Source organism: Bradyrhizobium sp. NDS-1, assembly GCF_032918005.1.
Taxonomy (GTDB): Bacteria; Pseudomonadota; Alphaproteobacteria; order Rhizobiales; family Xanthobacteraceae; genus Bradyrhizobium; species Bradyrhizobium tunisiense.
On the sequence record NZ_CP136628.1, the window covers coordinates 2767280 to 2788461 of the forward strand.

Consider the following 21182-nt stretch of genomic DNA (forward strand, 5'->3'; position numbering starts at 1 on the left):
ATTCTTCGTGCCGACAGGCCGGCCAGCAAGTCATTTTAGGCCTGATCAAATTGATTGACCGACGTGAATTGTGTGAAGCGTTCTGACCGACCGTGCTGCAACCTGATGTCATTGAACTGAAGACATAGTGACGTAATTTTCGACGACGCGAGCCGCCCTCAATTTCATTGCTGCTGACCATCCCAACGCCAGGCGCGGCCTCGCGAACAAGCCAAGCTCCTAGATCAAGACCCTAAGCCAACGCTTTGATGCAGGACCGTTGAGTCCAGTCTGATTTCTCAGACCGATTAGTCACGTCGCCGCGCTCTCGTGCGGCAGCAATTTCATGGCAACGCAGGCAGGGATTTTTCCATGACCAACCAAACGCCGGTTTTCACCTCGTCATCCGCGACGGGCAGCTTCACCGAATTTGCCAACCTCAACGATTCAACGACGCTGCACACGCTGTCGGGGACGATGAGCTTCAGGGACGGCGACAGGACCGACACCCATACGACGTCGGTGACGCTGCATTCCGCCGTGGTCTCGGGCGGAACGACCGTTCCGGCAGCCTCGCTTGCGCATTTTCAGACCGCGATGCAATCGCAGATCCTGAGCGATTCAAACGGCTCGGGTCAGCTCAAATGGAGTTTCAGCGACCAGGACCAGGATTTCGACTTCCTGGCCAAGAACCAGACGCTGGTCCTGATCTATGACGTCAAGGTGTTCGACAATCACGGCGGCTTCGCCATCCGGACCGTCAAGATCACGGTCACCGGCACCGACGACAAGCCCGTCATCAACATGACGACGGCGGCGACGGTCACCGAGCAGGCCAACCAGACGCTGTCGCTCACGCCCGACACGGTTCAGGTCGCGCTCAATTTCACCGATGACGACCTCGCCAATACCGGGCACACCGCGACCGTTACAGGCGTATCCGCCTCCGGCGCAACGGCCGGCCTGCTGCCGGGCCCTTTCGGCAATGCCGTGCTGATGTCGTTCTTCCACGTCGACAACGTCGTCAAGGCTTCCGGCTCCTCGACCGGAATCATCAACACCACCTTCTCCGCGCCAGATCTCGCTTTCGATTATCTGGCCGCAGGCCAGCATCTCGACATCACCTACACGGTGCAGCTCGATGATCATGCCGGCGGGGTCTCCACTCAGACGGTGACCGTGACGGTGGTCGGCACCAACGACAAGCCGGTGTTCCTCGGGCCGCCGGACTGCGCGAACCTGGTCGAGGACCAGAACCTGGATTCCTCGGGCAATCTGCACGCCAATGGCGATCTGCCCTTCATCGGCATCGATCTCGCCGACGCCCATATGGTCTCGACCAGCGTGACGGCGACCCGCTCGGGCGGTGGCGCAATTCCGCTCACCAATGCACAGCTGCTCGCGGCATTTGGCACCTCTCTCGACGATTCCACCGGTCACCTGTTCGGCGAGGTCGACTGGAATTTCGCGTTGCCCAATTCCTCAGCCAGTTTCCTCGGTGGCGGCGAGACACTGACGCTGGTCTATCACGTCACGGTCACCGATTCCGCCGGCGCCGCCACGACTCAGGACGTCACCATCACGATCCTCGGCATCAACGAGCCTGTCGTGATCACGAGTGGTCCACAATCCTCCACCGTGGTCGAGCAGGATGCCACCACGGGCTCCCTAGTCCTGGATACGACGCCGACGACCCCGGCGGGCACGCTCGCTTTCACCGACCAGGACGCCGGCGACACGCATACGGTCACGGTGACGCTGGACTCGACCTCAGGACCAACGCCGCCGGCCCCGACACAGGCCGACCTCGCGGGGGCGCTGACCACGACGCTACACGATTCCACGGGCACCGGCTCCGGCAGCATCGACTGGAACTTTGCGATCCCCGATCAGGACCTCGACTATCTCGCGTTCAACGAGACGCTGACGGTGACCTACAATATCGAGGTCGCGGACGGCTCGACCAGCTCTACGCAGACGGTCTCCGTCGTCATTACCGGCGCCAACGACGCGCCGGTGGTCACGAGCGGGCCGGGATCGGCTTCGCTGTCCGAGCAGCCGGGCGTGACCGGATCCCCGTCGCCCAACACCACGAGCCCGGTGCCGACGGGAACGCTGAGCTTCAACGACGTCGACCTGTCGGACACGCATTCGATCAGCGTGGTGCTGGATTACGCGCTGTGGTCGGCCAACAGTTTCTCGGTCCCGGCGCAGACGCTGGTGGACCTCCAATCGGCGCTCTCGACGGTGCTGCACGATTCCACGGGCAGCGGCAGTGGCAGTATCGACTGGACTTTCAGCATCGCCGATGCCGATCTCGATTTCTTGAGCCTCGGCGAGACGCTGACGGTGCAGTATGCCGTCAACGTCTGGGACGGGTTCACCAATTCGGTCCAGACCGTCACCGTCACCATCGATGGTGCGGCCGATCCACTGGTCCTGACGCCGCTGACGATCGCGACGTCCGACACCGCGGGTCCGGATGCCGGCATGCCCATCGCGACCGGTGCCATCTTCGAGATCACCCAGCCGGTGGATTCGAGCACACCGCGGACCATTACCGAAATCAACGGCAGCGCTGCCAATGTCGGTAGTTCGGTGGCCGGTACGCATGGAACGCTGGTGCTCAACGCCGACGGCTCCTACGGCTATGTCGCGGACGCGTCGGTCGATGCGCTGCTCGCCGGCGAAAACGTCACCGACCAGTTCACGTTCACCGTCGACGACGGCCAGGGCCATCAGGCCTCGACCACGCTGACATTCGACATCGCCGGCGCCAACGACAATCCACAGGTCACCGCGGCCAATCTCAGCGGATCGATCACCGAGGACGCCGGCCCGCCGGTGATCCTCAACGGCGATTTCGAGATGGGCAATTTCGCCAACTGGACGGTGAGCGGCGGCGGCCACATCCACGTGACGCAGCTCGAGCTCGGCGGCAGCTTCGGCCATTATTCGGTCGAGCTGCTCCCCAACAGCAGCCCGGAAACGCTGTCGCAGAACGTCGCGACCACGCCGGGCCAGCACTACTTCGTCAGCTTCGACGTCATCGGCGATCCCGAGAGCGTCAGCGCGCCGTTCACGGTGTCGTGGGACGGCGTGACGATCCTCGCGCTCGCCAACGTGCCGGCCGGTGTCAACCATTATTCCTTCGACGTGCTCGGCGACGGCCTGCTGTCGTCCACGCTGCTCCAGTTCTCCTATGAGAACGACGGCACCGGCATGATCCTCGACTCCGTCAACGTCAGTCCGGCGACGGGACCTGCCACCGAATCCGCCGCAGGCTCGCTGTCGTTCTCCGACGTCGATCCCGGCGATACACACAGCGCCAGCTTCGTGCCGGGCGACGGCCGCTATTTCGGTACGTTCTCGCTCGATCCGGTCAGCGAGGCCGGCGGCGCCGGAACCGTCGCCTGGCATTTCACGGTCGACAATTCCGACATCCAGTTCCTGGCGCAGGGGCAGACACTGACCCAGGACTATCTGGTGACGATCGCCGACAACAATGGCGGCTCGACCACGCAGAGCGTCACCGTGACCATCATCGGCACCAATGACGCGCCGACCGCGGTCGGCGAGACCGTGATCACCGATGTCGGCCCCAACGCGACCGTCGAAATCCCCAGCTGGGCCCTGGCCTTGAACGACACCGACCCCGACACGATCGACCAGCTGTCGCTCGGCAGCATCACGGCGAGTTCCGGCGGCGGTGCCGTCGCGTTCGGGAATGCCTTCTTCAGCGATGACGCAACGCTCGGCGGCTCGTTCAGCTACACGACTTCCGACGGCTCGACGATTTCGTCCAATGTTGCGACCGCGACCATCATCAACAACGCGGCCGGCGCGACCGTGCTGACCGGCACCGGTGGCGATGACATCCTGATCGCGGTCAACGGAACCGAGACGGTGAACGGGGGCAGCGGCAGCGACGTCCTGATCGCCACCGCGGGCGGCAATGCCATGACCGGCGGCGGTGGCAATGACACCTTCGCCTTCCTCCAGCCGTCCGGTCCGAGCACGATCGGCGACTTCAACAATTCAACCGAGCAGGACCACATCGCGGTCTCGGCAAGCGGTTTTGGCGGCGGGTTGACGGCTGGGATGGACGTGACGTTCGAAACCTCGGGTGACGATGTGTTCTCGGGACTCTCCCAATTCCATTTCGACACCAGCAGCCAGACGCTCTATTACAGCGCCGACGGGACGCAAGGCGCGGCTGTTGCCGTGGTCAGCGTCCAGAGCGGCGTGATGCTCAATCAGCACGACATATTGGTCGTGTAGGCTCTGCCATCGAGCCGAGCCGCGGGCCCTACAGCGGGCCCGCGCTTTTTTGCGCCGCGCCATTCTCATTCCAAAGTCATAACCGGGATGACGCGGGGTGGCTTGAACTCGGCTGGATTACCCAGCACAATGGACGCCGAATTCGTCTCTGAATTTCCAATCCAAACAAGAACATAGGGAAGACGCACGTGGGACATGGAATGAAGGCCGCAATTGCGCTTGCCGCCGCGCTTTGCGGCACGCCGGCTGTTGCGGCCTGGGAGCCGGCAAAGCCGGTCGAGATCGTGGTGGCGGCGGGCGCGGGCGGCGCCTCCGACCAGATGGCGCGGATGATGCAGGCCGCGATCCAGAAGAACAATCTGATGAAGCAGCCGGTGGTCGTCTCGCTCAAGGGCGGCGCCTCAGGCGCGGAAGCGCTGATGTACATGAAGTCCAGCGAGGGCGATCCGAACAAGGTGCTGATCGCCTATTCGCTGATCTACATGCTGCCGCTGTCGGCGAAGATCCCGTTCAACTGGCGTGAGCTGACCCCGGTTTCCGTGGTCGCGCTCGACCAGTTCGTGCTCTGGGACAACAGCGCTGGCCCCAAGACGGTGAAGGAGTTCGTCGCGGCCGCGAAGGCGGCGAGCGCGCCGTTCAAGATGGGCGGCACCGGCTCCAAGCGCGAGGATCACGTGCTGACCGTCTTCCTGGAGCAGAAGACCGGCGCGAAGTTCTCCTATCTGCCCTACAAGTCCGGCGGCGAGGCCGCGACCCAGTTGGTCGGCAACCACACCGAAGCCAACGTCAACAATCCGTCCGAGAATCTCGAAGTCTGGCGTGCGGGCCAGGTGCGTCCGCTCTGCGTGTTCGACAAGGAGCGCATCGCCTACACCACCAAGGTGACGGAGACGCAGTCCTGGGCCGACATCCCGACCTGCAAGGAGGAGGGCGTCGACGTCCAGTATCTGATGCTGCGCGCGATGTTCCTGCCCGGCAAGGTCACGCCGGAGCAGCAGGCTTTCTACGTCGATCTCTTCCACAAGGTGACGCAGACCGCCGAGTACAAGGAGTACATGGAGAAGCAGGCGTTGAAGCCGATCTTCCTCACCGGCAAGGACATGGTGCAGTTCCTCGAGGAGGACGATGCCGTCAACAAGTCGCTGATGACGGAAGCCGGATTCGTCGCGAAGTGACCTCTTCACCTCGCCCCGCATGCGGGGAGAGGTTGGATTGCATCGAAGATGCAATCCGGGTGAGGGGGACTCTCTGCGCGAGTCCGACTTTCACTGTCCCCGTGGAGACTCCCCCTCACCCCGACCCTCTCCCCGCAAGCGGGGAGAGGGAGGATTGACCGCACTCCGTCCCTGACAGCTCATGTCCCAAACCGATATCGAAATCGTCGTCGACGATCCGACCGCGCCTGAAGACGACTCGCCTTCTGTCGTCTCTTCCGGCACGATCGAGATCGTCGTCTGTCTCCTGCTGTTCGCGCTGGCCGTCACGCTCGGCTACGACAATTGGCGAACGGGCGCTGCCTGGGATGCGACCGGGCCCGAGCCCGGCTATTTCCCCTTCTACCTCTCCATCATTCTCGGCGGCGGCAGCCTCTACGGCCTTGTCGCGGCGCTGCGCACGCAGCGCGCGGTGCGCCAGACCTTCGTCACGCGCGCGCAAGCCCGCCGCGTGATGGCCGTATTCGTGCCGACGCTGCTGTTCTGCCTGGCGATGCAGTTCCTCGGCCTCTATGTCGCAAGCTTCCTTCTGATTTCCGGCTTCATGCGCTTCGTCGGCAAGATCGCGCTGTGGAAGTCTCTGCTCACCGCTCTCGTGTTCACGGCGATCATGTTCGTCACCTTCGATGTCGCCTTCGACGTCATCATGCCGAAAGGGCCGCTCGAAGCGGCCTTCGGTCGCTAGGCGGGTCCCGCGATGGAAGCTCTCGGTCTCCTGCTTCACGGCTTCGCCGTCCTGCTGACGTGGAAGACGCTCGTGCTGATGATGGTCGGGCTGGTGCTCGGGATCTTCGTCGGCGTGCTGCCGGGGCTCGGCGGCCCCAACGGCGTTGCGATCCTGTTGCCGCTCACCTTCACGATGGATCCGACCTCGGCCATCGTGATGCTGTCCTGCATCTATTGGGGCGCGCTGTTCGGCGGCGCGATTACATCGATCCTGTTCAACATCCCCGGCGAGGCCTGGTCGGTCGCGACCACATTCGACGGTTATCCGATGGCGCAGCAGGGCAGGGCGGCCGAAGCGTTGACCGCGGCGTTCACGTCCTCCTTCATCGGCTCGCTGGTCGCGGTGATGCTGATCACTTTCCTCGCGCCGATGATCTCGTCCTTTGCGCTGAAGTTCGGCCCGCCCGAGTTCTTCGCGGTGTATCTGCTCACCTTCTGCTCCTTCGTCGGATTGGGGCGCGAAGCCAAGCACAAGACGGTCATCTCGATGTCGCTGGGGCTGCTGCTGGCCGGCATCGGCATGGATACCGTATCGGGCAATCTGCGCATGACCTTCGGCTCGGCCGAGCTTCTACGGGGCATCAACTTCCTGGTCGCGGTCATCGGCCTTTTCGGCATCAGCGAGATTCTGCTGACGATGGAGGAGCGGCTGGCGCTGCGCGGACACGCGGCGAGCATCTCGCTCCGCGTCGTGCTCGGCGTCTGGAGAGATCTGCCGAAATATTGGATGACGCTGCTGCGCTCCTCTTTCATCGGCTGCTGGCTCGGTATCACGCCGGGCGGTGCGATCGCTGCCTCCTTCATGGGCTACAATCTGGCAAAGCGCTTCGCCAGGGACCCCGAGGGTTTCGGCAAGGGTCGCATCGAAGGCGTGTTCGCGCCCGAGACGGCGGCGCATGCCTCCGGCACAGCGGCCTTGCTGCCGATGCTGGCGCTCGGCATCCCCGGCTCCGGCACCGCCGCGATCCTGCTCGGTGGCCTGATGGTGTGGGGCCTCAATCCCGGCCCGCTGCTGTTCGTCGAGCACAAGGACTTCGTCTGGGGCCTGATCGCCTCGATGTATCTCGGCAATGTCGTCGGCCTCGTGCTGGTGCTGACGACGGTGCCGATCTTCGCCTCGATCCTGCGTGTGCCGTTCGCCGCGGTGGCGCCGATGATCGTGGTGTCCTGCGCGATCGGCGCCTATGCGATCCAGAACGCGATGTTCGACATCTGGCTGATGCTGGGTTTCGGCGTGGTCGGCTACGTCTTCAAGAAGATCGGCATCCCCTTGGCGCCGTTCACGCTGGCGCTCGTGCTCGGCAACCGCGCCGAGGACGCCTTCCGCCTGTCGATGATCGGTTCGGGTGGCAACCTCAAGGTGTTCTGGTCGAATGGGCTGGTCGGCTCGATCACGACATTGGCGATCGTGCTGCTGTTCTGGCCGGCAATCGACGGCTTGCTCGCCCGTGTCGGATTGACGCAGGGGAGCAAGCCAGCGTCCAGCTAGGGAGAAAGATCTTTAAAATTCAACGGTATAATGGCGGTGTCGCCCTGGTCCTAGCCGCTATACGCCGCGATTATTTCTGGTTGTTGCTGGCCCGGCACAGCACTTGGGCACGCCTCGACGTATGGTTTCATCACGAAATTGTGCAGCGGGGGGATTCTCCATGAAGCGGATTGTGATTGGAATGGCGGCGGCGATGTCGCTGTTTGCGACGGGCGCGGTTGCTGCCGATCTCGCGGCAAGGCCCTATGTCAAGGCGCCTATCGTCGATCCGGTCTGGAGCTGGACCGGCTTCTATGTCGGCGCCAACGGCGGCTACAGCTGGGGCCGTTCGCGCACCGACGTCTCCTATTTCAACACGCCAACCGGCGCACCCATCGCGCCTCCGGCCGGGTCAATCACCAGCGCGGCGTTCGACATGAACGGCGGTATCGCGGGCGCCCAGGCCGGCTACAATTGGCAAAACGGCAACTGGGTGTACGGCATCGAGGGCGACCTGCAATGGTCGGGTGAAAGAGGCAGCGCCCTATATTCCTGCGCCCCTGCAGCAGGGCCCGTTCCGGGCGTTTGTAATCCCCTTCTGACGTTCCTTCTTCCCGGGACCGTCGGCGGCACCACCTTGGCAATCGACCAGAAGCTGCAGTGGTTCGGCACGTTGCGCGGTCGCGTCGGCATCTTGGCCACCCCGAAGGTGCTGTTCTATGGCACCGGCGGTCTGGCCTTCGGCGAGATCAAGACCACCGGCACCATGACCGGCCTCGACGGTTTCAGCCTCCCGATCACGTCGGTCGCCTCGAACAGCACTACCCGTGCCGGCTGGACTCTCGGGGTCGGCGTCGAAGGCAAGATCACCCAGAACTGGAGCGCTAAGCTCGAATATCTCTACATGGACCTCGGCCGCTTCAGCTCCGGCCCGTTCACGCTGGCGCCGGGCTCGGACATCAGCGCCAACGTCTCCTCGCACTTCACCGATCACATCCTGCGCGCAGGCATCAACTATCAGTTTGGTGGTCCGATCGTCGCCAAGTACTGATATCAAAATAGGCGTCCAACAAGAAGCAAAGCCCGGCCTCGCGCCGGGCTTTGTCGTTGGAGACGGTGCAAATGACGTTCACACCACCTTCGCGTCCCGCAGCCTGCTGATCTCGTCCGCACTGAGGCCGAACTCCTTCAGCACCTCGTCGGTCTGCTCGCCGAATTCCGGTGGCCGCGCCACCATCCTGCTCGGCGTGCGTGACAGCGTCACGGGCTGGCCGACCAGGCGGATCTGGCGGCTCTCGTCGTTCGGCACGTCCTGCGCGATGCCGAGATGCTTGACCTGGGCGTCCTCGAACATCTGGTCGATGGCGTAGATCGGCCCGCAGGGCACGCCGGCCTCGTTGAGCTCGCGGACCCAGGTCTCGGTCGACTTCGTCACCGTGTGCTTCTCGATCTCGGCGTTGAGGGCGTCGCGGTTCTTGGAGCGGGCAGGGGCCGTCGCATAATCGGGATGGGCATAGAGCTCCGGCGCGCCAATCGCCTGGGCGCAGCGCTCCCAGATCCGCCCGCCCGTCGTGGCGATGTTGATGTAGCCGTCCGAGGTCTTGAACACGCCGGTCGGGATGCTGGTTGGATGGTTGTTGCCGGCCTGCTTGGCGACCTCTTTCTCCATCAGCCAGCGCGCTGCCTGGAAGTCGAGCATGAAGATCTGGGCCTGCAGCAGCGAGGTCTGCACCCATTGGCCCTTGCCCGAGACCTCGCGCTCGAGCAGCGCGGTGAGGATGCCCATGGCGCAGAACAGGCCGGCCGTCAGATCGGCGACGGGAATGCCGACCCGCATCGGGCCTTCGCCCGGTGCCCCGGTGATCGACATCAACCCGCCCATGCCTTGCGCGATCTGATCGAAGCCGGGCCGCTTGTGATAGGGCCCGTCCTGGCCGAAGCCGGAGATGCTGCCGTAGACGATGCGTGGATTGATCTCGGCGAGACTTCCATAGTCGATGCCGAGCTTCTTCTTCACGTCGGGCCGGAAATTCTCGACCACGACGTCGGCCTTGGCGGCGAGGCGCTTGAACACGGCGAGCCCGCGCTCGTCCTTCAGGTTCAGTGTCATGGCCCGCTTGTTGCGATGCAGATTCTGGAAGTCGGAACCTCGGCGCGGGCCGCCCGGCTGCTCGCCGCCAGCGTCCTCGGTCAGCGCATCGATCTTGATGACATTCGCCCCCCAGTCCGCCAGTTGCCGCACGCAGGTGGGCCCGGAGCGGACGCGGGTCAGATCGAGCACGGTGAAGCGCGACAGGGCTTCCGAGGCATGCGGAAAAGGCATCTTGAGTGGCTCCGGGGCAGATTGCGGGCCTACCATAGTGCCGAAAGATCATGCGACAAGCCGGCCCGGCGCCGATGCAGCCTGCCGAAATGCCATGCCTGATGCGGTACCTGAGATCAGCGCGAGAGGCGCTTCAACTCCGCGCGCGCGCGTTCGGCGAGGGGGTCATCGCCGTGACGGGCGATAAAGAGCTCGAAGGCCTCCCGCGTTCCCTTCCGGCGGGCGGCTTCGTATTCCTCTGCCACGGCGGCGGCAGGATCTCGGGCCATCGGCATGGAGGGCGCGCGTCCCGCCTTGCCGTTCTCGTCCGCATTGGCCTTCTCCACCATGGCGGGCAGTCCTCCGAAAGATTGGTGATCCAGTCCGGCCAGCGCGATCAGAGTACCGAACAACAGACCGGCCAGGAACGAACGTCGTTTCATTGAAACCCTGCAAATGACGCGTGCCGCGGGAACTGAGGGACCGTATGACTACGGGATTTGATGGCTAACATAGTCTTATGGAAGGCGCGCGGACGCCGCTGCCCAATTTAAACCAAACGTTTAACTCCCAAGCTAGAATCATCTGCTTTATTCCGAATCGCGCGATGCGTTGCTCTGGAGAGTCCATTGGCTACCGCCGTTAATGTCAGTGCCACCAACAATGCCGAGATCGACGGCCTGCTGTCCGGCGTCAAATGGACCGGCACGATCACCTATAGCTTTCCCGACGCATCCAGCGACTACCCCAATCCCTATTACGGCGGCGACAGCGAGCCGACCACATCGGGCCTTGCCTCGGCGCCCACCCAGATCAAGGCGGCGATCAATTACGCGGTCGGGCTGATCCTCAGTTACACCAACGCCAACATCCAGTACGCGGGAACGAACGGCGCCGACATCATGATCGCGCAGTCGCCCGCGGCCAATCCAACGGCCTATGCCTACTATCCCGGGAATTATGCGTCCGGCGGCGACATCTGGTTCGGCACTCAATACAACTTCTCGCTCGCCAAGCTCGGCAACTATTACTTCACGACCGCGATGCACGAGCTCGGCCACGCCCTCGGTCTCAAGCACAGCCAGGAGGCCGGCGGCCCCGGCAACGTCGCTGTGCCGAGCGCGCACGACAGCAGCGAATATACCGTCATGAGCTATCGCAGCTATGTCGGCGCTTCGACTACGAGCGGCTACACCAACGAAGCGTACGGATATTCGCAGACCTACATGGCCAACGATATTCTCGCGCTCCAGGTCATGTACGGCGCGGACTACACGACCCAAAGCAGCAACACCGTCTACACCTGGAATCCGACCACCGGGCAGCAGTTCATTAACGGCGTCGGGCAGCTCGCGCCGGGCGGCGGCGTCGGCGGCTCGGCCAACCGCGTCTACGAGACGGTCTGGGACGGCGGCGGCGTCGATACTTACGATCTGTCGAACTACACGACGAACCTGAGCATCAACCTCAATCCCGGTGCCTCGTCGGTGTTCTCCTCCGTGCAACTGGCCAATCTCGGCAACGGCCATTACGCATCGGGCAACGTCTACAACGCCTATCTGTACAACGGCGACGCGCGCTCCTACATCGACAACGCCACCGGCGGGTCCGGCAACGACACGCTGGTGGGCAACGCGATCGCCAACGCGCTGAACGGCGGCGGCGGCAACGACACGATCGTCGGCGGCGCGGGCAACGACGGCATCAATGGCGGCTCGGGCAGCGACACGGCGGTGTATTCGGGCAGCCGGGCCAACTACCTGGTCTCGTATAATTCCGCGACCCAGACGTTCACTCTGACCGACCAGCGCAGCGGCGTGCCCGATGGTACCGATACGGTCACCGGCGTCGAATATTTCCAGTTCGCGGGCGTTACGGTTGCCGCCGCCAGCCTCGTGCCGAGCGCGATCGAGACGTTCGGATCGACGAGCGTGGCTCTGACAGGCGGTAACTATTATCTGAACAGCATCTCGACCGGCACCGGACCGGTCCTGAAATATGCCGGCGCCGCGGTGATCGCGGCCAATTACAGCACGTGGTCGGTCATCGGCGCCGAGCAGGTGACGGGCGGCGGCTACGACGTGGTCTGGAAGAATTCGGCGAACGCCCACTATTCGGTCTGGAGTACGGACAGCACCGGCAATTTCATCACGACTCTCGGCTCGGCTCCGGAGATGCTGGGGACGGACGCCTCGCTACAGGCGCTGGAATCGACGCTGCAACAGGATCTCAATGGCGACGGCACGACAGGGGTGGTCAGCATCCCCATCGTCAGCGGCGTCGAGATCGAGACGTTCGGATCGACCAGCGCGGTCCTGTCTGGTGGAAACTATTACCTGAACAGCATCTCGACTGGCACCGGACCGGTCCTGAAATATGCCGGCGCTGCGGTGATCGCGGCCAATTACAGCACGTGGTCGGTCATCGGCGCCGAGCAGGTGACGGGCGGCGGCTACGACGTGGTCTGGAAGAATTCGGCGAACGCCCATTATTCGGTCTGGAGCACGGACAGCAACGGCAACTTCCTAACCACGCTCGCCGCGGCTCCCGAAGTGCTAGGCATCGATGCGTCGCTGCAGGCGCTGGAGCCGACGCTGCATCAGGATATCAACGGCGACGGCACGATCGGTCTCTCCTTGGTTCCCGTCAACGGCGTCACCATCGAGGCATTCGGAGCGACCCGTGCAGTCTTGTTTAGTAGCAACTACTATCTGTACGATGCGGCCGGTACCGGCCCCACCTTGAAATACGCTGGCTCGGTCGTGAATGCGGCCAATTACAGCACGTGGTCGGTGATCGGCGCCGAGCAGGTGTCCGGCGGCGGCTACGACGTGGTCTGGAAGAACTCGGCGAACGCCCACTATTCGGTCTGGAGCACGGACAGCAATGGCAACTTCCTGACCACGCTCGCCGCGTCTCCGGAAGTGCTGGGAACCGACCCATCCTTGAAGGCGCTGGAGCCGACGCTGTACCAGGACCTCAATGGCGACGGTGCCATCGGTGCAGCGTCGCCCGCCACGGCGGGGGCCGGGACGTCCGGTGACGGCTTTGCGTTCAACTTCACCGAGGGCGGGACCCCATTGACCACTTCGTCCGAGCTACCGGATGCCATGCCCGCGCCAGCCAATGTGCAGACCACGTCGGAGCAGTGGTCTCAACTGACGGGAAGCCACGACACGGCTGCTGCGTTCGACATAGTGGCCGATTTTCTTCACAACCTGCACGGGCCCGGCTTCCTGCTGACCTGACGGCATGGGTCTCGTCGCGTCCAATCGACGCAGCGCGGGCCATCATTCCCGTCATGGCTGGCCTTTAACGTAGCCATCGTGTGTCATGCACGATGTGTTTGCGATCGAGTCTCGGTCCTGGCGGCCGTCATGGACGAGGTTCGTGACGTCGTGGGCACGCTCCTGGCGTAAAAGTCCTCACAGAAATTGATAGATCGAGTTGAACCTTGCCTGATCCGGCGCGACCACTAGAAAGTCCGCGGTACGTCGCGCAACAGTTGCGCGATCCGAGGTGCCAAGAAGCCTGCATCCATTTTTCCCAGTAGCATTGCGTACCCAATCATTCGAACGCGAAGGCCGTATTGCGAGCGCCGAAAGCGGCGGGGGAAGTTTCAGCGAAATATGGAGAATGATGCCGTAAAGCCGCGCGAGCTGCGGGCTGCGGCAGCGAAGATGTGTGCATAGCAGCAGGCTGGGGCTCTCAGCTCAATCTCGGGGAGGAAGGGAAATGCGCCGAATTGCACTCTTGGCTGTGGTTGCGGGGATGTTCGCACCAGTGATCGCATCGCAGCCGGCGCATGCTCAGGCCACCAGAACGTGGGTGTCGGGCGTGGGCGATGATGCCAATCCGTGCAGTCGCACCGCCCCGTGCAAGACCTTTCCCGGCGCGATCTCGAAGACAGCCGCGGGGGGCGAGATCAATTGTCTCGACTCGGGCGGTTTCGGCGTCGTGACCATCACCAAGGCGATCTCGATCTATTGCGAAGGCGTTGTCGGCGGCATCCTCGCAGCAGGGAGTTCCGGCGTTGTCATCAACGCGGCCGCGACCGATCACATCGTGCTGCGCGGTCTCGATATCGACGGGGCGGGAACCGGAATCAAGGGTGTCAACGTCCTTCAGGCAGCCTCGGTGGTCATCGAGCACTGCTTCATCAGGAACTTCAACAGCGCAGGCGGCGTCGGCGTCTTCGTCAATCCGTCGAACTTCAACTCGATGCTCTTGATCCGCGACAGCGTGATTTCGCACAACGGCACCGCGGCCAACGGAGCTGGGGTCAGCATCAACACCAACGGCGGCAGCGCGCGGGGCCTGATCAATAACACGGCGATCCACAAGAACTTTATCGGCGTGAGCGTGCAGGGATCGGCCAACGTTCAGATCAACAACACCAACATCTCGGAGAATCTCGGTACGGGCCTCGCGCTTACCGGCGGTGCGGGGGTGCGGATTGGCCGCTCGGTGATCGTCAACAATCTGGGGGCGGCCACCTCCGGCAATGTGCTGTCGTATCTGGACAACCAGATCAACGGCAACGCCCCGGACACGACGCCGGCCACCGCTGGTGGTTATCATTAAGTCCTGGGAATCTACTGGCCTGACAATAACGTCAAGTTTTCCGTTCAATTCTGGAGGTTCAATATGCGCCGTATTGCTCTATGGACTCTTGTCGCGGGATTTCTCTTGCCATTCGCCGTGTCGCAGCCGGCTCATGCCCAGGCGACCAGGACGTGGGTGTCCGGTGTTGGCGATGACGTCAATCCGTGCAGCCGCACCGCGCCGTGCAAGACCTTTGCCGGCGCGATCTCGAAGACCGCCGCGGGCGGCGAGATCAACTGCCTCGATTCCGCCGGCTTCGGCACAGTGACCATCACCAAGGCGATGACGATCTATTGCGAAGGCGTCGTCGGCAGCATCCTGGCGTCCGGCACCAATGGCATCAACGTCAATGCCGCGGCGACCGATCACATCGTGCTTCGCGGCCTCGACATCGAAGGTGCCGGCACCGGTCTCAAGGGCGTCAACATCCTCCAGGCGGCCTCGGTGGTCATCGAGCACTGCTTCATCAGGAACTTCAACGGTGCGTCCGGAGCCGGCATCTTCTCGAATCCGTCGAACTTCAACTCGATGCTGATGATCCGCGACAGCGTGATCTCCCACAACGGCGCCGCCGCCGCTGGCGCCGGGATTAACATCAACACGAACGGTGGCAGCACCCGGGTCCTGATTAACAACACGGCCATTCACAAGAACTTCGTCGGCCTGAACGTGCAGGGATCGTCCAACGTCCAGGTCAACAACACCAGCATCTCGGAGAATGTGAGCACGGGCCTCGCCCTCAGCGGTGTTGCAGCGGCACGTATCGGTCGATCGATGATCGTCAACAATCTCGGCGCAGCCACGACGGGCAACGTGCTGTCCTATCTGGACAACCAGATCAACGGCAATGCGCCGGACACGACGCCGGCTACCGCTGGCGGGTATCACTAGGCCTGTCCAATCGACGAGCTCCGGGCGCGATGCGCCCGGAGATTTTTTTGTCCCTGGCACCGCTATGGATTTCGGGACGCCTGCAGACTAGTCTGGCCGCGTACGCAGGGAGCGCGGGTGGCATGGAGACCCTCGACAGTCAGAATTCGGGGCTTTGCCGTTCGGCGCCGCAAACGCGCGGTTGGTCGCGACGGGCGGGGTGGGGCTGTGCTGCCGTTCTGCTGACGCTCGCCTTGGCAGTCCCGGCCTACGCCCAATCGTTCCGTCAGGGCGTCTCCGCTTTCCATCGCCAGGACTATTTGACGGCGTCCCGCATCTTCATTCCACTCGCCGAGCGGGGCAATGCCGCTGCACAGTCCTATCTTGGTTTCCTGTTCGAGACCGGCCGCGGCGTGCCGCAGAACTATACGGAGGCCGCGATGTGGTACCGGCGCGCGGCAGAGCAGGGCGACAGCCGCGCCCAGTATTCGCTGGGCCTTCTTTACGACCGCGGCCAGGGCGTTCCGCAGGACATCGTCGAAGCCTCCAAATGGCTCAATCTGTCCACGGCCGCCGCACCGCCGCCGGCGCGCGAAGCGCGGGCTCGGATCCGCGATGCCGTCACCACCAAGATGACGCGCGGAGAGATCGCCCAGGCCCGCCTGCGGGCGCTGGAATGGGCGCCTAGCCGCGAGCACTGAGCGCTGCGGCTTGCCCGCCAATCGGCGCGGTTGCCTATCGGTTCGTGATTCGGGGGAAGGGCAGTGCAATCGCCGTGATGGCCGGTGTTTTGCCCGATTTGTCAAATCGCTTCGTAAAATCCTCAAAGTGGCCGCCTAGTAAGTCATTGAAAAACCTGACCCCGCCTACTGTGCATGGGGTTGTTTTCGCGATTCTGTGGGCGGGGCCGACGATGATCCCGATCCCAGGCTTCAGCCCGGCCAGCCGCCGAGCCAGTTGGTGTACCAGGTTTCGCCGAGCCAGCCGATCCAGATCGCCGGTGCCAGGAACAGCCCGAACGGCAGGTACGCCGTGGCGCGCAGCGGCTTCCGTTGCAGGGCGGCATTGGCCAGATAAGCGCCGATCGCAAACAGCGCCGCAAGCTCGATCACCGCGACCACGGTCGCAAGCTCGAGCCAGGCGCCACAGACGGCGGCGAGCTTGACGTCGCCGAGCCCGAGCCCGTCCCGGCCGCGCCAGCGGCGGTAGAGCAGCATCAGGAGCAGCAGCGGAAGGCCCGTGGCCGTGGCGCGGATCAGCGGCCAAAGCAGCGCTTCGGCGGCGATGTCGGGCACGAACGCGCCGGCGCGGAGCAGCGCGAGCGCGAACGCGGCGCCGGTCAGCTCGTTCGGAATGCGGTAGTGGCGCGCATCGTTCGCCGCGGTCGCCAGCATCAGGGCGGCCAGGAACGCGCCGTACAGGCCTTCGGTGCCCGGCGCGGCGACGAGGCTTGCGAGTACGCCGAGCAGCAGGAGGATGGCGAGCGGAGCCCCCGTCCCGGCATTCGCCGCCCGATCCGTCACGCCCTTAGCGCGCCGCCTTGGGCGGGTTCACGGGAATCACGGGATTGCTGGTGCCGACGAGGCGGCTGTTCATCTTGCTGCGCATTTCCTCCGCAATGACGTGCGCATCGACGCCATCCTTGATGACGGTCGGGCGGATGAACAGGATCAGCTCGGTGCGGGCGCGCGTGCTGCCCTGGTGCGAGAACGCATCGCCGACGCCGGGAATGGAGTCGAGGATTGGAATTCCCTGGCGTTGCTTGTTCTCGGTCTCGCTGATCAGGCCGGCGAGCAGTACGGTCTGGCCGCTCGTCACCGCGATCGAGCTCTTGACCCGGCGCTGCGAGATCGTCGGCGTCAGCGAGCCGGTGCTGCCGGCGGCCACGCTCGAGATCTCCTGCTCGACGTCGAGCACGACGTTGCCGTTGGCGTTGGCGCGCGGCAGCACGCGCAGGATGATGCCGGTGTTCTTGTAGTCGATGGTGTTGACGACGGTGTTGTTGGCGGTCAGCACGGTCGCGGTGCCGGTCGAGAACGGCACCTGGTCGCCGACCTGTAAGGTCGCCGGCTGATTGTCCAGCACGACCAGCGACGGGTTGGACAGCACCTTGACGGTGGTGACGTTGTGGAGCGCATCGAGCACCACGCGCGGAGAGTTTTCCGCGCCGATCAGAAAGTTGAAGCCGGGCAGGGCGCGGCCGAGCAGCGCGCCGGCGGCTGCGTTGACCGCGCCGGTCTGCTGCTCGATGTTGCTGCCGACCGAAGCGCTGTTGCTCACGCCGCCAATGGTGTTGGAAACCGAGCCGTGCTTGCTGGCGATGAAGAACTGGACACCGTAGTTCAAGGCGTCGTTCAGTGTGACTTCGGCGATCGTCGCCTCGATCGCGATCTGGCGCTGCGGCCGGTCGATCTGCCGGATCGTCTGCTCGACGACGCGCTGTGATTCCGCGTTGGCGTAGACCAGCACCGCGTTGTTGGTGACGTCGGCCGTGATCCGCACGTTTTGAAGGATCGCATTGTTGACGGGCTTTGCGCCGGTGCCGAGCAGGGAGCCGTTGTCCTGGCCGGGAAGGCCGGCCGCAGCAGGGGCGGGGCGGGCGGCCAGCGACGAGCCGGGAGCGCCGGTGACCGGGGTCGCGGCACCTGCCGCTGCGGTCGGAAGTGCGCTGAGGGAGGCGATCGGATTGGTGCCGGACGAGGACGTCGCGATGCCCGCGCCCGGCGAGATCTGGCCCGCCGAATTGTCGAGCGAGGAGGTGCTGGTCGCGCTCTGGCTGAACAGGATCTCGTTCAGCAATGCCACCACCGCCTTGGAGTTGCCGTAGCGCAGCGGGTAGGATTTCAGATTCACGCCTTCCGTGTCGGAGCGGTCGAGCCGCGCGATCCATGTCTGCGCGCGCTTGAGATATTCCGGCTTCTGGCTGACGACCAGAATCGAATTGAGGCGCCCGATCGGCTGGAATTTCACCACGTTCTGGCCCAGGCCGCCTTCGCCCGAATCCATGATCTTTTCGATCTCGGAGATGAGCGGCTCGGGCGTGGAGTTCCGCACCGGGAAGATGCCGACCGATTGCCCCCGCATCCAGTCGGCGTCGAAGGAGAGAATGGTGTCGACCGCGGTCGCCCGGTCGGTGCCGCTGCCGCTGACGATCAAGGTGTTGCGGGCGCTGTCGGGACGCATGGTCTGGGCCTTCACGCCGAAGGCATCGAGCAGCTTGAAGATGTTCTGCGCCGAGACGTAGCGAAGCGGCACCACGGTGATGCCCTGGCCGGCCGCAGCGTTCAGCGAGCGATCGATCCCGCCAGGGCCGGCTTCGGGCGCCGGCAGCAGGCGATAGCCGGTGCGGTCACGGACCAGCGCGACACCGGACATGCGCAGCGCGTTTTCCAGCACGTAGAGCGCATCCGCCTTGGGCACCGGCCGCACCGACGCCAGGGTCACGGTTCCCTGCACGCGCGGGTCGATCGTGTAGCCGACGTTGAGTACGTCACCAAGAACGACCTTTGCGACGGTGGCAACCGGGGCGTTCTCGAAATTCAGGTCGTAGCCGCTGCCGCCGGCATCGTCGCGTTCGGCCAGCGCACCGCCCTGCGGCGTTGCACCATCGCTGAGATAGATCGCCGGCTTTGACGATCGCGCCTGCGCAATGCCGCTCGCGCCAGCGTCGGCGGGTTGACGCGGCTGAAGATCGAGGGAGCGGACCTTGTCGGCGATGTCCTGGGCGCGCGGGTCCTTTGGATCGGCTTCGATCGACTGGTCGGCGGTCACGATACAGGCGCCGAGCACGAAAGCGGACGACAACAGGAGGAGCGTTCCAGACAACGCTGAGCGAAGGCGCAAAAGCGGCTGGACCACCTTGAACAAAATACGCCTGCCCACGCTGATATTGATTGAAAATTGCATCCGATCCCCCTTTGGTTCGGACGCGCAATAATTTGCGCCACGATTATGTTTTTGCTAATAAATAAGTCAAGGGCAAAGGGCCGATCGTCACCCGCCGAAGTTGTTGCTTTCAGGTCACAAGGTCAACGCCGTGAATGCGATGCGCGACCGCTCCGCAGATAGCTTCCGGCAGCACCTCCTGGAAAAATACTCATTGCCGCCGCGGGCGCAGGCCCATGTCGACAAATCGGCCAACACCGCGCTCGTGCGTCCCTTGCGGGAGTTGTGGGAGGCCACCGATCTTTCCGCCGCCGAATTCGCAGATGAAGTCTCCGATCATTTCGGTCTGACGCGGCTGAGCCTGCCGCAACTGCTCGCAGCCACGCCTTGCCTCGACGGCTTCTCGCGCCGCTTTCTGCGTGAATCCACCATCTTTCCTTTCAGTGCGCCCAACGACGTATTTCGGCTGGCTGTCGCCGATCCCTCGGACACGGCTGCCATTCGTGCTGCCGAAATCGTGTTCGGAGCGCCGGTCGATGTCGTCGTGGCCTCATACGAGGACATCACCACGGTCCTCGATCAACGGGCCGATGCCGACGACGCAAATGCCGATCGAACCGGCAGGAGCGTTGCACAGCAGTCGGACGACGACATCGAGAGCCTGCGCGATCTCGCCAGCGGCGCACCGGTGGTGCGCGCGCTCAATGATCTCCTGGAGCGCGCCGTGGACTTGCGTGCCAGCGACATTCACGTCGAGCCGTTCCGCGCCGGACTCGTCGTGCGCATGCGCGTCGACGGCCTGCTGCGTGCGCTGCCATCGCCGCACGGCATTCCGCCGCAGGCGCTGATCTCGCGCATCAAGATCCTCGCCAGCCTCAACATCGCGGAGCGGCGCCTGCCGCAGGACGGCGCCGCGCGCGTGCGGGTCGGGCGCAGCGAGATCGACGTTCGCGTCGCGACCATGCCGACGCAGCACGGCGAGAGCGCCGTCATCCGCCTGCTGCCGCGCGACCGTGGTCTCCTGGAGATGAGCAAGCTCGGTCTCGCCGCGCGCGACGAGAGCGTGATGACGCGGCTGCTCGCGATGCCGCATGGCATGATCGTGATCACGGGCCCGACCGGCAGCGGCAAGACCACAACGCTTGCGACCATGCTGTCGATCCTGAACGAGCCCACGCGCAAGATCCTCACCATCGAGGATCCCGTCGAGTACGAGATTCCCGGCATCAACCAGTCCCAGGTCAAGCCGTCCATCGGGCTGACCTTCGCCTCCGCCATGCGCGCCTTCGTCCGACAGGACCCCGACGTGATCATGGTCGGCGAGGTCCGCGATGCGGAGACCGCGCATATCGCCATTCACGCGGCACTCACCGGCCACCTTGTTCTGACGACGCTGCACACCGAGACGGCCGCGGCCGCCGTGCCGCGGCTGATCGACCTCGGTATCGAGGGCTTCCTGCTGAAGTCCACGTTGCGCGCGGTGGTGGCGCAGCGCCTGGTGCGCGTGCTCTGCGACCGCTGCAAGGTCCCGCATGCGCTGACCGAGGCCGATCTCGCCGAGGACCCGCGCTTTGCGGTGATCGGCTTCAAGTGCGGCGAGGTCGTGCACGAGGCCGGCGGCTGCGAGCGCTGCGGCGGCACAGGCTATCGCGGCCGTAATGGCGTGTTCGAGATCCTCGAAATGTCCGACGAGGTGCGTACGCTGATCGGCCCGCAGACCGACTCGCACTCGATCGACGCCGCCGCGATGCGGGCCGGCATGACGACGATGCTGGAGGATGCGGTCGCAAAATGCCGGGCAGGGCTCACCACCGTGCCCGAGGTCTTCCGCGTCACGACGGTGCGCTGACGC

The 21182-nt window shown here is 64.0% G+C and carries 14 protein-coding genes; 10 read left to right on the forward strand and 4 right to left on the reverse strand.

Translation table 11 applies throughout. The features are described from left to right. Positions 1-351 precede the first annotated feature (351 nt). The 5 genes from RX330_RS12860 (at position 352) to RX330_RS12880 (ending at position 8719) form a co-directional block, all read left to right on the forward strand. Entirely contained in the window at positions 352-4260 is a 3909-nt protein-coding gene (locus RX330_RS12860) for a beta strand repeat-containing protein (RefSeq protein WP_317243218.1), read from the forward strand. Between the two features lie 200 nt (positions 4261-4460). Continuing rightward, complete coding sequence (locus tag RX330_RS12865) at positions 4461-5435, forward strand: Bug family tripartite tricarboxylate transporter substrate binding protein (protein WP_317243219.1); 975 nt, start codon at positions 4461-4463, stop codon at positions 5433-5435. A gap of 181 nt (positions 5436-5616) precedes the next feature. Then, positions 5617-6159, forward strand: a complete 543-nt coding sequence (locus RX330_RS12870) for a tripartite tricarboxylate transporter TctB family protein (RefSeq protein WP_317243220.1) — start codon at positions 5617-5619, stop codon at positions 6157-6159. 12 nt (positions 6160-6171) lie between these two features. Then, complete coding sequence (locus RX330_RS12875; RefSeq protein WP_317243221.1) at positions 6172-7689, forward strand: tripartite tricarboxylate transporter permease; 1518 nt, start codon at positions 6172-6174, stop codon at positions 7687-7689. A gap of 160 nt (positions 7690-7849) precedes the next feature. Next, on the forward strand, positions 7850-8719 hold the full coding sequence (locus RX330_RS12880; protein WP_317243222.1) for an outer membrane protein: 870 nt from the start codon (positions 7850-7852) through the stop codon (positions 8717-8719). Between the two features lie 78 nt (positions 8720-8797). Here the strand turns inward: RX330_RS12880 and RX330_RS12885 are convergent, their stop codons facing one another. Together RX330_RS12885 and RX330_RS12890 are read right to left on the reverse strand one after the other, a co-directional pair. Continuing rightward, positions 8798-9991, reverse strand: coding sequence for a CaiB/BaiF CoA transferase family protein (locus RX330_RS12885; RefSeq protein ID WP_317243223.1), 1194 nt, complete (start codon positions 9989-9991; stop codon positions 8798-8800). A gap of 116 nt (positions 9992-10107) precedes the next feature. Continuing rightward, a complete protein-coding gene (locus RX330_RS12890) occupies positions 10108-10413 on the reverse strand; it encodes a hypothetical protein (protein ID WP_212091037.1) in 306 nt (101 codons plus the stop codon). A 186-nt stretch (positions 10414-10599) separates the two neighbouring features. On the opposite strand from RX330_RS12890, the gene RX330_RS12895 reads away from it, so the two are divergent. The 4 genes from RX330_RS12895 to RX330_RS12910 all read left to right on the forward strand — a co-directional run bounded on the left by RX330_RS12895 (position 10600) and on the right by RX330_RS12910 (position 16146). Continuing rightward, the gene (locus RX330_RS12895) at positions 10600-13218 is read left to right on the forward strand and encodes a M10 family metallopeptidase C-terminal domain-containing protein (protein ID WP_317243224.1); all 2619 of its coding nucleotides are present in this window, start codon (positions 10600-10602) and stop codon (positions 13216-13218) included. A gap of 487 nt (positions 13219-13705) precedes the next feature. Next, positions 13706-14554 carry a right-handed parallel beta-helix repeat-containing protein gene (locus RX330_RS12900; RefSeq protein WP_317243225.1) on the forward strand — a complete coding sequence of 283 codons (849 nt, stop codon included), beginning with the start codon at positions 13706-13708 and terminating at the stop codon, positions 14552-14554. A gap of 63 nt (positions 14555-14617) precedes the next feature. After that, positions 14618-15466 (forward strand): right-handed parallel beta-helix repeat-containing protein, encoded by an 849-nt coding sequence (locus RX330_RS12905; protein ID WP_317243226.1) that lies wholly within the window; start codon positions 14618-14620, stop codon positions 15464-15466. A gap of 122 nt (positions 15467-15588) precedes the next feature. Further along, complete coding sequence (locus RX330_RS12910; RefSeq protein ID WP_317243227.1) at positions 15589-16146, forward strand: tetratricopeptide repeat protein; 558 nt, start codon at positions 15589-15591, stop codon at positions 16144-16146. A 231-nt stretch (positions 16147-16377) separates the two neighbouring features. On the opposite strand, the gene RX330_RS12915 is transcribed toward RX330_RS12910, so the two are convergent. Next, positions 16378-16968, reverse strand: coding sequence for an A24 family peptidase (locus RX330_RS12915; protein ID WP_317243228.1), 591 nt, complete (start codon positions 16966-16968; stop codon positions 16378-16380). A gap of 4 nt (positions 16969-16972) precedes the next feature. Further along, a complete protein-coding gene (gspD, locus tag RX330_RS12920) occupies positions 16973-19351 on the reverse strand; it encodes a type II secretion system secretin GspD (protein WP_375848841.1) in 2379 nt (792 codons plus the stop codon). A gap of 139 nt (positions 19352-19490) precedes the next feature. Between gspD and RX330_RS12925 the strand changes: the two genes are divergently transcribed. Then, positions 19491-21179, forward strand: coding sequence for a GspE/PulE family protein (locus tag RX330_RS12925; RefSeq protein ID WP_375848839.1), 1689 nt, complete (start codon positions 19491-19493; stop codon positions 21177-21179). The last annotated feature ends 3 nt before the right edge of the window (positions 21180-21182 follow it).

What these genes read in the sequence shown, in the direction of transcription:
- RX330_RS12860 (WP_317243218.1), top strand. Translation starts at nt 352, where the DNA reads ATGACCAACCAAACGCCGGTTTTCACCTCGTCATCCGCGACGGGCAGC.
- RX330_RS12865 (WP_317243219.1), top strand. Translation starts at nt 4,461, where the DNA reads ATGAAGGCCGCAATTGCGCTTGCCGCCGCGCTTTGCGGCACGCCGGCT.
- RX330_RS12870 (WP_317243220.1), top strand. Translation starts at nt 5,617, where the DNA reads ATGTCCCAAACCGATATCGAAATCGTCGTCGACGATCCGACCGCGCCT.
- RX330_RS12875 (WP_317243221.1), top strand. Translation starts at nt 6,172, where the DNA reads ATGGAAGCTCTCGGTCTCCTGCTTCACGGCTTCGCCGTCCTGCTGACG.
- RX330_RS12880 (WP_317243222.1), top strand. Translation starts at nt 7,850, where the DNA reads ATGAAGCGGATTGTGATTGGAATGGCGGCGGCGATGTCGCTGTTTGCG.
- RX330_RS12885 (WP_317243223.1), bottom strand. Translation starts at nt 9,991, where the DNA reads ATGCCTTTTCCGCATGCCTCGGAAGCCCTGTCGCGCTTCACCGTGCTC.
- RX330_RS12890 (WP_212091037.1), bottom strand. Translation starts at nt 10,413, where the DNA reads ATGAAACGACGTTCGTTCCTGGCCGGTCTGTTGTTCGGTACTCTGATC.
- RX330_RS12900 (WP_317243225.1), top strand. Translation starts at nt 13,706, where the DNA reads ATGCGCCGAATTGCACTCTTGGCTGTGGTTGCGGGGATGTTCGCACCA.
- RX330_RS12905 (WP_317243226.1), top strand. Translation starts at nt 14,618, where the DNA reads ATGCGCCGTATTGCTCTATGGACTCTTGTCGCGGGATTTCTCTTGCCA.
- RX330_RS12910 (WP_317243227.1), top strand. Translation starts at nt 15,589, where the DNA reads ATGGAGACCCTCGACAGTCAGAATTCGGGGCTTTGCCGTTCGGCGCCG.
- gspD (WP_375848841.1), bottom strand. Translation starts at nt 19,351, where the DNA reads ATGCAATTTTCAATCAATATCAGCGTGGGCAGGCGTATTTTGTTCAAG.
- RX330_RS12925 (WP_375848839.1), top strand. Translation starts at nt 19,491, where the DNA reads ATGCGCGACCGCTCCGCAGATAGCTTCCGGCAGCACCTCCTGGAAAAA.